This is a genomic window from Streptomyces sp. NPDC034037 (assembly GCF_055575715.1).
The window spans coordinates 572761-582723 of sequence record NZ_JBVISC010000003.1; the positions used below are offsets into that span (position 1 = coordinate 572761).

The following is a 9963-nucleotide window of genomic DNA, read 5'->3' on the forward strand; positions in this document are numbered from 1 at the left end:
TACGGCAAGCAGGGACGAAGGCGGAGAAGGGAACCGGCCATGACCAGGGAAGACATCGTGCGGGCCCTGCACGACCTCATCCAGGACGTCACCGACGTGCCTGTCGACCGTTTCGACGAGAACATGGCGTTCGTCGCCGATCTCGGACTCGACTCCTTGCGCATGGTGCAGATCGTCGTGCGGGCGGAGGACGCCTTCGGTGTCACCATCAGTGACGAGGACGCCTGGGAGTTGCGGACGGTCTGCGACGCCGTCACCTACATCGAGCGAGCCCTGGAGTCCGCGGCGCTGCGGCGCACCGACGCCCCGGCCTCGTCGGCCCCGGCCCACTCCGTGACGTTCGAGACGTCGGGAACGGAGCGGTGATGAGCTTCGCGCAGTGCCTGCGGGCGCAGGCCGAACGCCACGGCGACGCCCGTTGGTTCGCCTTCGTGGACCACCACAGCAGCGGTCCGGTGGAAACCGGGCGCCTGACGTTCGCGGCGCTGGACCGCCGTGCCCGGTCCCTCGCGGCCCACCTGGGGGAGGCCGGGACGACCGACCAGGCCGTGCTCCTGCTCTATCCGGCGGGGTTGGAGTTCCTGGGCGCCTTCTTCGGCTGCCTCTACGCACGCTCCATGGCGATCCCCAGTCCGCTGCCGGCCACGGACCCGCGCGCGCTGGAGCGGGCCGAGAAGATCATCCATGACACCGATGCCCGGCTCGTCCTCACCGACACCGCCAACGTGGAGGCCCTGCGGTCCTGGCTGCGCGTCATCGGTCTGCACGACAAGGTGCGCTGTCTGGCCACCGACGCCGCCCAGTTGCCCTCCGGCGACGACTGGGCCCCGCCGTACACGGACAAGGACACCATCGCCTACCTGCAGTACACCTCCGGCTCGACGGGCGAACCGCACGGCGTCGTCATCTCCCACGGGAACCTGCTGCACAACTCGGCGCAGATCAACACCATCATCCGCGCACCGGAGGACGGCACGGGAGCAGGCTGGTTGCCGCACTACCACGACATGGGACTGGTCGGTCAGCTCCTGCAACCCGTGTACGGGGGCGGCAACATGGTGATCGCCTCCCCCCTCACCTTCGTCGCGCGGCCCCTGATCTGGTTGCAGATGATCAGCCAGTACAGGGCCGCCTTCACCATGGCCCCCAACTTCGCCTTCGAATGGCTGCTGCGCGCCACCCGCGACGAGCAGATCGAAGGACTCGACCTCTCCTGTCTGGAGTGGGCGCTCAACGGCGCCGAACCGGTACGCGTCAGCACTCTCCGCAAGGCCGTCGAGCGACTCGGACCGATCGGGTTCAGCCCGCGGGCCTGGGCCCCGGCGTACGGTCTGGCCGAGTCGACCGTCCTCGTCACCGGGACGCAGCGCGGCCGGGGGCCGCGTATCCGGCGCTTCGACCCCGTGAGCCTGGAACGCCATCAAGCGACCCCCGCGCACAGGCCCTCCGGAGTCGAGCTGGCTTCCAGTGGGCGCGCCACCGGCGTGGATCTGCGCATCGTGGACCCCGATACCCATGGCGAGCTCGGCGATGGAAAGGTGGGGGAAATCTGGCTGGCCGGCCCCAGCGTGGCCCAGGGCTACTGGCGCCACGAGGCAGCGACCCGCCACACCTTCCAGGCCCGTCTCGAAGGCGGGGGCGGTCCCTTCCTGCGCACCGGCGACCTGGGGTTCCTTCAGAAGGGTGAGCTCTTCGTCACGGGGCGTCTGAAGGAGATCATCATCGTCAACGGCCGCAATCTCTACCCCCAGGACATCGAGGAGGCCGGGCGGGGCGCGCACCCAGCCGCGGGAGCGGGTGCGGCGTTCGGCGTTGATCTGGGCCGCGAGCATGTCGTCCTCGTCCAGGAGGTCGACGACCGCAAGCTCGCCGGTCTCGGCCACGAAGAGCTGTCCGGGTGCGTCAAGCGGGCCGTGAGCGACGCGATCGGCGTCCCCGTCAGCCTCATCCTCGTACCGCGCAACACCGTGCCCCGCACCACCAGCGGGAAGACCCAACGCACCCTGATGCGGGAAGACCTCACGGCCCGACGGGTGCGCCCGCTCTTCGCAGACGTGCACGCCGACATCGCCGCCCTCGTGCCCGGCGCTCCCGATCCCGTACCGCGCACCGCGCGGCCCGAATAGCAGCACCGACGACCGGACTGCAGCGCTCCGGCGACCCACTCGAACCGCGGACGACCGATCGCCGCGAAGTCCGGTTCCCCAGGTCCGTACAACCGAACAGAAGGACGGCACACCATGACGCAACAGCGCAAGGGCATGTCACGCTACCTCCGCGACGTCATAGAAGACACCAAGGACCTTCTCGTCGACATCACCGACTCCCTCGGCGACGTCGAGCGTGACACCCGCGCCTCCATGAGCCGGGCCCTGCGCCCCGACGACCGGGACCGCCGCGGCCGCCGGGCCCCCGACCGGTACACTGACGACCATGACCGCCGTGAGCGCCGTGGCCGCCGCGACGCCGACGGGTACGGCGACGAGCGCACCGAAGGCCTGGAGGACCAGCTCGCGGGTCTGCGCGACGAACTGCGCCGGCTCGGTGACCTGATGGAGAAGGACTCCTCCTCCGAGGCGGCGGGCAAGTCCTCCACCACCTCGAAGTAGGGCTGCGTGCACTCGAAGTAGGGCTGGGTGCTCGCAGCGGCTCCGGCCGTTGCGAGCACCCGGGCCGCGAGCCGGTACACGGCCGCCACCCATATGCCTGACGGCCCGGCCATCCCGCCGGGAAGCGTTGCCGACAGACCCCCACCGTCCGCCGGGGCCACGGTGCCTTCGGCCATGCCCGGGAGAGCCTGTGCACCTTCACGAGGATTCAGACCGGGGCCGCGCCACCCCGCCGGCCACGCCCACCGGTCAGCGCGAGGTCTACCGCGCCCACGGCGAACTGTTCGACGCCGAAACCGGTCACCGGCTGTGTCTTCATGAACTGATCACCGATCTGCGCGACGGCCGGCGGTTCCGGGCGACCGATGCCTCGACGGGCAAGGATCTGACGATCGACACGCTGCTGCAGGCCGTCTCTCTGAGCGCCGGCCGACTGGGCTCGTGGCTGGATCAGATACAGCGGAGCCTCCTCGGCGCAGACCCGCAGGGCAGCTCCACCCCGTACCGGAGCACACCCCACACCTGCTCCAGCCAGCCGCACTGCGACGTCGACCGACACCGGACGCCGCAGACGGCTCCGCCCTGCTGCCTCCAGAGCGATACCCGGTCCCCTTCTGACGGGCATCGCCCTGGGCAGTGGACGTGAGCCGGGCACGCGCGCGGCTTCTGCTCAAGGTGGTGGGACAACTCGCCGCGCGCGAGCTGCCGCGGCGGCGCGACACACCGCCCCGGAACGACGACGACCCTTCGGCGGACCGCGCCCGGCGGCGCGCCGTGGACATCCGCCGGTCCCTCGAAAGGCTCGGCCCGCTGTACATCAAGATCGGGCAGATTCTCTCCACCCGTCAGGACCTGATCCCCCAGGCGCTGGCCACCGAACTGGAGAGCCTCCACGATCAGGCATCGGTCCTGCCCTTCGCTGCCATGCGACCGGTCCTGGAAGCGGAGCTGGGCCCCGGCTGGGCCCGTCGGTTCCGGGACTTCGACGTGGCCCGGCCACTGGGCGCCGCCTCGCTCGCCCAGGCCTACAGCGCGCGGCTGGCATCCGGCGAACCGGTCGTGGTGAAGGTACAGCGTCCGGGCGTCCGGGAGATCGTCAGCGAGGACATGCGCATGATCAAGATGGCCGCTCGGTGGGGCGCCGGACGCGCCCCGTACTTCAACATGGCCATCGACCTGGAAGCCATGTTGGACGTCGTCTTCGACGCCATGCGCCCCGAGTGCGACTTCACCCTCGAGGCCGCCAACATGGACCACGCCCGCCGGTCGGTGGCCGGCTTCGACAACCTGTGCGTGCCCGACGTCCTCCACGCCACGCCCCGCGTCCTCATCCAGAGTCTGGCCCCGGGCACCAGCATCCGCGACGCGGACCCCACCGCCTTCAAGGAAGACGAACGCGCCGCCATCGGCACCAGCCTGCTCACCTTCATGTACCACGGCTACTTCACCGACCGCCGCTTCCATGCCGACCCGCACCCCGGGAACATCTTCGTCTGCCCGGGCGGGCCGACCACGCTCATCGACTGGGGCATGGTCGGGCACATCGACCGTCGGCTGAGCATGAGCGTGGTGCTCATCCTGCTCGGCCTGGCACGCAACGACGGACCGACGGTGGTGGGCGGCTGGCTGGAGATGGGGCGCGCGACCCAGTGGGCGGACATCGCGGGGTTCGGCCAGGACCTGGCCGCCCTGGTGCCCAAGATCCACGCGGCCTCCCTGGAACAGCTCAACTTCGGCGCAGCCCTCGGCCACGTCCTGAAGTGCTCCACGCGGCGCGGCATCCAGACCAGCCCCATGATCTCGATACTCGCCAAATCCTTCGCCAACGCCGAAGGGTCGGTCCGCTATCTGGCCCCGGAACTCTCCGTCACCGATGTCTTCGTCCAGAACATGCGCGACATCCTCTTCTCCTACGCCTGCGAAGCGGTCGGTGAGGAGCAGCTCGCCACCCACCTGGTGCAGCTGCTCGCGGCCTCCGCGTCCCTGCCCGGGGAACTGCGCACCATCACCCGTGCCCTCGCGCAGGGCGACCTGACCTTCCAGGCCGCGCCCGTCCAGCCGGGCCGGATCTCTCTGGTGGAGAACAACGTGGACGAGCGGATCCGCTATGTGACGCGCCGGCTCCTCGCAGCCGGCGCCCTGGGGTGGTGGGCCCACAGCCGTGCCCGCCGCCACACCTGAAGACCGCCCCAACCGCTGAAGGAGCACTCATGGCCCAACTCTGCGACACCCTCGTGCAATGCCTGGTCCAGGGGTTGGGCGTGCCTGCCGACACGCTCAGCCCGGACGCCACTTTCGAGGACCTGGGTCTGGATTCGCTGGCCCTGTTGGAACTCACCGTCATCTACGAGGAGCGGACCGGCCGCGAACCCACCGACATCACCCCGCAGTCGACCCTCGCCGAAGCCAGTGCCCACCTCACGGAGCTCGGCGCCACCGGTCACCCCGCCGCGCAGGCACCGCAGACGACCACCGCACTCGCGCAGGAGAGGGAGACCACGTCGTGACGCAGGCGGCAGCCATCACGGGTATCGGCATGGTCACCCCCTGTGCCGTCGGCACGGAGGGCTCCTGGAACGGCCTGTTGTCCGGCAAACCCTCCGCGTCGGCCGATCCCGCTCTGGAGGGAATGCCGGTCGATTTCTCCTGCCACGTGACGGATCTCGACGCGCCGGGCAGGCTGACCCCCCGTCTTGCGTTACGTCTGGACCGCTTCACCCAGATGGCGCTCATCGCCGCCCGTGAGGCGGCCGCAGACGCCGGCCTCGACCCGGAAACCTGGGACGGAACGCGCGTCGCCGTGGTCATCGGCGTCGGCACCGCGAGTTTCGACCGTCTGGAGAGCGAGGTCGTCAAAGTCGCCGCGAACCGGATACGCGCCGTCTCTCCCCTGATGATCCCCCGCAGCATCCCCAACATGGCGGCAGGCGAAGTGGCCATCGACCTCCACGCCCGCGGCCCGGGCCTGTCCACCAGCACCGCCTGCGCGTCCGGGGCCACCGCCCTGGGCACCGCCCTCATGCTGCTGCGCTCCGGCGCCTGTGACATCGCCGTCGCCGGAGGCACCGAGTCGGTCTGCAACCGCATCTCCTCAGCGGGCTTCTCCCAACTCGGCGCACTGTCCAAACGCGTCCACGATCCCGCCGGGGCCTCCCGCCCCTTCGACGTCGAACGCGACGGATTCGTCCTCGCCGAGGGCGCGGCCCTGCTGGTCCTGGAAACACAGGCGCACGCCCGGGCCCGCGGCGCGCGGACCCACGCCCTGCTCGCCGGATACGGCGCCACCTGCGACGCGTACCACCCCACCGCGCCGCCCAAGGACGGACGCGGCGCGGTCGAGGCGATGCGCACCGCCCTCAAGGACGCGGGCCTGGCCCCCGAGGAAATCGACCACATCAACGCACATGGCACCAGCACCCCCCTCAATGACGCAGCCGAATGCCGGTCCCTGCGCACCGTCTTCGGCACACCGGCGCCAGTCACCGCCAACAAGGGCACTTGGGGGCACGCCATCGCCGCGGCCGGAGCCATTGAGGCCGCCATCACCGCTCTCACCCTCGAACGCCAGCTCATCCCGCCCACCGCGAACCACGCGAACCAGGACCCGGCCTTCGACCTCGACATCGTCCACGGCGCGCCCAGGCCCGCCCGGCTACGGACAGCCTTGAGCAACTCCTTCGGTTTCGGCGGACACAATGCCGTCCTCGTACTCGCCGCCCCGTAGGCACACGGTCACATCGGACGGCTCGGTCCACCCCGTTGCCTGCGACGCACAGGCCCTGCCCGCAGTGGCCCTGGCCCAAGGGGAACCGGGCCGAGGAGAACCGCGCGGCACAAGGCAGGAGGACCTTCATGCTGAGCCGTCCCCGCAGCCTCCTGTTCTGGCTGGTGCTGATCATCCTGCTGTACGTCATCACCACCGCCCCCACCGAGCTCGCCCACGCCATCAAGGCCGTGTGGCACATCGTCGAGCACTTCTTCAACTCCCTGAGTGTGTTCATCCACACCCTCCAGGCCACGGCCCTCCCGACGGTCTGCCAGCGGTGATCCGTTCAACCGGGACAGAAGGAGTCACGCCATGCGCGTACCGTCCATGCTTTCCAAGCTCCTCTTCGGCGCGGCGCTGGTCGCCTCCGGCTGCGCACCACCGCCGGCCCCCGCCCCCGCGCCGCCTCCCCCCGGCTCCGTCGACATCGACGTGTACCTCCCCGGCCCTCCGCCCCGCACCGACACCCCCCTGCCGCCCACCCCCGCCCACCGACCACGCACCGTCACCGCCACCGCCACCGCCCCGGGCCGACCGTCCGCAGCCCCTCCCTCGGCCACTCCCCCAGCCACCACGTCCACACCGCCCTCACCCCCCAGCACACCCAGCCCCGAACCAACTCCGCCCCCGACGAACCCTCCGGCCACCTCCACCTGCGAACCCCCACCCCCACACAGCCCGAGCCCGTCCGGCAGCGAGACCACACGGTCGGGCACATACCGGCAGGCGTTCGGTGGTCCCGGTCCAGATCTGACCGCAGCTCCTCGCCATGGGCGGTGAAGACGTGGGCCGCAACGTGCAGGCGCTGTGCCGAGAGTGTCACGGGACTCACAACGGCGACCGTGTCGGCCGGACGCGGACGGCACGTGGTGGCGCACCATCCGCGCCCCGGGGGCCCGCCACGCTCAAGGTCACAACGCTCGCGCTCGGGGCTCCCGAGTGGCTCGGGGCGCCGCGGCACAGCACCCGCAGTGTGCGACGCAGATCGTAGGTTCGGCAGCCGGCTGGAGGTAGTCGGCAGTGTCGTCGACGAAGACGCTCTGTCCGGCGGTCGGCTCCCGCGTCCGTTCGCCCGGCCCGCAAAGAATCCGGTGAAGCGCCGTGGTGTGCGCCCCGGCGGCCCTACCGTGTACGGGACGCGGCGCTTCTCGTGCCGGGGCGGTGCTGAAGGGGGCTGGGTCATGTCCGAGGAAGAGTCCCCGCGGCGGTCCGCGCGGCCGCGCCGTCGCGCGATGGCGGTGGCGGTGGCGGTCGTCGTCGGCCTGGTGGTCGGCGCCCTGGGCGGCCTGGCCGCCCACTTGTGGTGGCCCGGCAAGGACGGCGGGTCCCAGGCGTCCGCCGCCGCACCGGCCGGCTCCCGGGCCGAGACCGTCGGCTCCGCGATGTTGGCCCAGCGGCGGGTCGGTGTCGACGTCCAAGCACGCGAACTCGGTGCGTCCGACTCGTTCCACGGCCAGGCGCGCCTCGACCTGGTCGACGCCGACACCGCGAAGGCGGCGACCCATGTCGCCTACGACGGGGGCGAGGGCCACCCCTGGTATCCGCCGGAGGTGGTGCTGATCGGCGACCGCGCCACCATTACTCCCCACGAGGCGATGGCCGGGCCCGGGACCGGCCCGGGCGGCGAATACCGCACCGAGCCCGACGCGACCGCGGCGGCCGAGGACGACGCCGACCTCCACGCCGCCCTGGAGACCCGGTGGCTGGCCCAGCCCGCCCACATCGAGGCGCTCCTCGACGACGCCACCGGTGTGCGCACCGAGCAGGACGGCGGCACCCGCACGCTCACCGGCAGCACCCCGCTGCGCGCCCTGGCCGCCGACCCGGCCATCGGCGCCCTCTACCGCCCTTACGCGGCTGCCCGCCCCGGCGACACCGTCCGCTTCACGTTGGTCGTCACCGCACGCGACCTGCCCAAGAGCCTGAAGACCCGGGTGCCCTCGGCGGCCGACACAGCGACCGGTTACGAGTCCTTCCAGGTGGAGTACCGCGACTGGGCCAAGGGCGAGCCGATCACCGCCCGCCCCGGCCCCTCCCCCGCGCCCCAGTGGACCGCCACGGACTGAGGCGGGGCGACTCGTGCCTCAGGCCCCAGGTGCCTCAGCTGATCGGCGCGCCAGGGTCCTGGCGAGGGCAGTGACGACACGCGAAGTCGGACTGGGGAACTGGGGCGGCCCGGGTCTCAGTCCGGGAGGCCGGGCTTACTGTCACCTTCACCTCTGTTGCCTCGGATGCCCGTACGCGTACCTGTCGGGCCTGGCCGGGCGGCACGCTTCGGGTGCTGGGGTGGGCCGTGCGGCCCGACACCTTGATGTGCCAGCCGGTGGTGCTCGGTGGCAGGGACAGCACGGTGGTGCCGGGGCGGCGTGTCGAGCGGTAGGCGAGGCGGTATGTCGCGCGGGCCGGGTCGTGGGTGTCGGCGCGCACGGTGCCTGCGACTGCCGGGGCGTACGGCGTGGCGGTGCGTTCCTTGTTCGTACGGAAGCGGCCGTCGTGGTCGAGGGCGCAGTAGCCGCCGCCGTAGCACCAGACGTAGGCCGCCCAGCCCGAGGAGTAGCGGGTGAAGGAGGCGAGGGCGTCGTCGTGGAAGCGGCGCATGTTCGGCAGGCCGCTGTTCAGCGGGCCCCACTCGCCGACCACGACGGGGATCGAGTGCTTGCGCGGGTAGGTGGTGACGGCGTTTTCGTATGCCGTGATCCAGCCGGCCGCCGGGTCGTAGTCGGCGCCCGCCTCCATGGCGGTGTTGTAGAAGTGCGGGGCGTAGACGAGGTGTTCGTCGGGGACGCTTCCCAAGCCGGTGGGTACGCCTTCGCCGACGATCGGGGTCGGCTCGATGAACAAGTGGTTCGAGCGGTCGCGGGTGCGGATGGCGGCGGCGAGGCGGCGGTACATCGGGGTGAGCTGTGTCGCCTCGATGCGGCGTGCGGCACTGGCCAGGTCCTCGCCCGCACGCAGCTCACCCATCGGCTCGTTGATCAGGTCGTAGCCAAAGACCGCGGGGTGTCCGCCGAAGCGGTCCGCCAGCAGGCGCCACATGCGGGCCTGCGCGCGTTGCAGGTCGGCGTCCTGGTAGAGGTGGGTGAAGGCGCGCTGGACGGCGGGTTCGAAGTACTCGGCGAACCAGTCCTCGGGGTGCGCGGTGAACGGCAGCCCGTCGGTCCGCGTCGCCCACGCGGGGATGCCGCGGTGGCCGAACGCGGGCCCGAACACGTCCTGGTGGGCATCGATGACGACGTGGACACCGTGCTCGCGTGCCCAGTCGAGGATGCGTCGGATCTTGCGCAGGTAGGACTTGCTGTAGTGCCCGCGCCGCGGCTCCAGGTCGTCCCAGAAGACCAGCAGGCGGGCGAAGTTGAAGCCGTTGGCCCGCAAGTCGGCGAAGTGCCGCTCGGTGATCGCGCTGAGGGCGTCCGGGCCGTGATGGATCTTGTCCTCGACGTTCCAGCCGCGCAGGGTGAGTGTGCGGCCGCGGGCGTCGGTGAGGCGGGGTATACCGGCGGCGGTGGGGGCGGTTGCGGACCCGCCACCGGAAACGGCCCCCCTGACGGCGCCGGACATGAGGGCGGTGCGCCCACTCTCCGCTCGCCC

The 9963-nt window shown here is 71.2% G+C and carries 10 protein-coding genes; 9 read left to right on the forward strand and 1 reads right to left on the reverse strand.

The genetic code is table 11. From position 1 onward, the window contains the following. Nucleotides 1–39 precede the first annotated feature (39 nt). The 9 genes from ACZ516_RS13160 to ACZ516_RS13200 all read left to right on the forward strand — a co-directional run bounded on the left by ACZ516_RS13160 (nt 40) and on the right by ACZ516_RS13200 (nt 8441). Complete coding sequence (locus ACZ516_RS13160; RefSeq protein ID WP_469010084.1) at nt 40–366, forward strand: acyl carrier protein; 327 nt, start codon at nt 40–42, stop codon at nt 364–366. Further along, a complete protein-coding gene (locus ACZ516_RS13165; protein WP_469010086.1) occupies nt 366–2126 on the forward strand; it encodes a fatty acyl-AMP ligase in 1761 nt (586 codons plus the stop codon). Before ACZ516_RS13160 ends, ACZ516_RS13165 begins: the two co-directional genes overlap by 1 nt. A 114-nt stretch (nt 2127–2240) precedes the next feature. After that, nucleotides 2241–2609: a hypothetical protein gene (locus ACZ516_RS13170; protein ID WP_469010088.1), complete on the forward strand. Its 369-nt coding sequence runs from the start codon at nt 2241–2243 to the stop codon at nt 2607–2609. Between the two features lie 190 nt (nt 2610–2799). Beyond that, the gene (locus ACZ516_RS13175; RefSeq protein WP_469010090.1) at nt 2800–3255 is read left to right on the forward strand and encodes a hypothetical protein; all 456 of its coding nucleotides are present in this window, start codon (nt 2800–2802) and stop codon (nt 3253–3255) included. Continuing rightward, nucleotides 3252–4790 (forward strand): ABC1 kinase family protein, encoded by a 1539-nt coding sequence (locus ACZ516_RS13180; RefSeq protein ID WP_361081994.1) that lies wholly within the window; start codon nt 3252–3254, stop codon nt 4788–4790. The genes ACZ516_RS13175 and ACZ516_RS13180 overlap by 4 nt, the downstream gene beginning before the upstream one ends. Nucleotides 4791–4819: 29 nt before the next feature. Then, entirely contained in the window at nt 4820–5116 is a 297-nt protein-coding gene (locus ACZ516_RS13185; RefSeq protein ID WP_361081992.1) for an acyl carrier protein, read from the forward strand. Next, nucleotides 5113–6333 (forward strand): beta-ketoacyl-[acyl-carrier-protein] synthase family protein, encoded by a 1221-nt coding sequence (locus ACZ516_RS13190; protein ID WP_469010092.1) that lies wholly within the window; start codon nt 5113–5115, stop codon nt 6331–6333. The genes ACZ516_RS13185 and ACZ516_RS13190 overlap by 4 nt, the downstream gene beginning before the upstream one ends. Before the next feature lie 128 nt (nt 6334–6461). Continuing rightward, nucleotides 6462–6656 (forward strand): hypothetical protein, encoded by a 195-nt coding sequence (locus ACZ516_RS13195; protein ID WP_361081988.1) that lies wholly within the window; start codon nt 6462–6464, stop codon nt 6654–6656. Between the two features lie 900 nt (nt 6657–7556). Beyond that, nucleotides 7557–8441 carry a hypothetical protein gene (locus ACZ516_RS13200; RefSeq protein WP_469010094.1) on the forward strand — a complete coding sequence of 295 codons (885 nt, stop codon included), beginning with the start codon at nt 7557–7559 and terminating at the stop codon, nt 8439–8441. Nucleotides 8442–8475: 34 nt separating this feature from the next. Here the strand turns inward: ACZ516_RS13200 and ACZ516_RS13205 are convergent, their stop codons facing one another. After that, on the reverse strand, nt 8476–9933 hold the full coding sequence (locus ACZ516_RS13205) for a glycoside hydrolase family 5 protein (protein WP_469010474.1): 1458 nt from the start codon (nt 9931–9933) through the stop codon (nt 8476–8478). Nucleotides 9934–9963 lie beyond the last annotated feature (30 nt).

Excerpts from the sequence above, each read along its gene's own strand:
- ACZ516_RS13160 (WP_469010084.1), top strand. The coding sequence starts at position 40 with ATGACCAGGGAAGACATCGTGCGGGCCCTGCACGACCTCATCCAGGAC.
- ACZ516_RS13165 (WP_469010086.1), top strand. The coding sequence starts at position 366 with ATGAGCTTCGCGCAGTGCCTGCGGGCGCAGGCCGAACGCCACGGCGAC.
- ACZ516_RS13170 (WP_469010088.1), top strand. The coding sequence starts at position 2,241 with ATGACGCAACAGCGCAAGGGCATGTCACGCTACCTCCGCGACGTCATA.
- ACZ516_RS13185 (WP_361081992.1), top strand. The coding sequence starts at position 4,820 with ATGGCCCAACTCTGCGACACCCTCGTGCAATGCCTGGTCCAGGGGTTG.
- ACZ516_RS13195 (WP_361081988.1), top strand. The coding sequence starts at position 6,462 with ATGCTGAGCCGTCCCCGCAGCCTCCTGTTCTGGCTGGTGCTGATCATC.
- ACZ516_RS13200 (WP_469010094.1), top strand. The coding sequence starts at position 7,557 with ATGTCCGAGGAAGAGTCCCCGCGGCGGTCCGCGCGGCCGCGCCGTCGC.
- ACZ516_RS13205 (WP_469010474.1), bottom strand. The coding sequence starts at position 9,933 with ATGTCCGGCGCCGTCAGGGGGGCCGTTTCCGGTGGCGGGTCCGCAACC.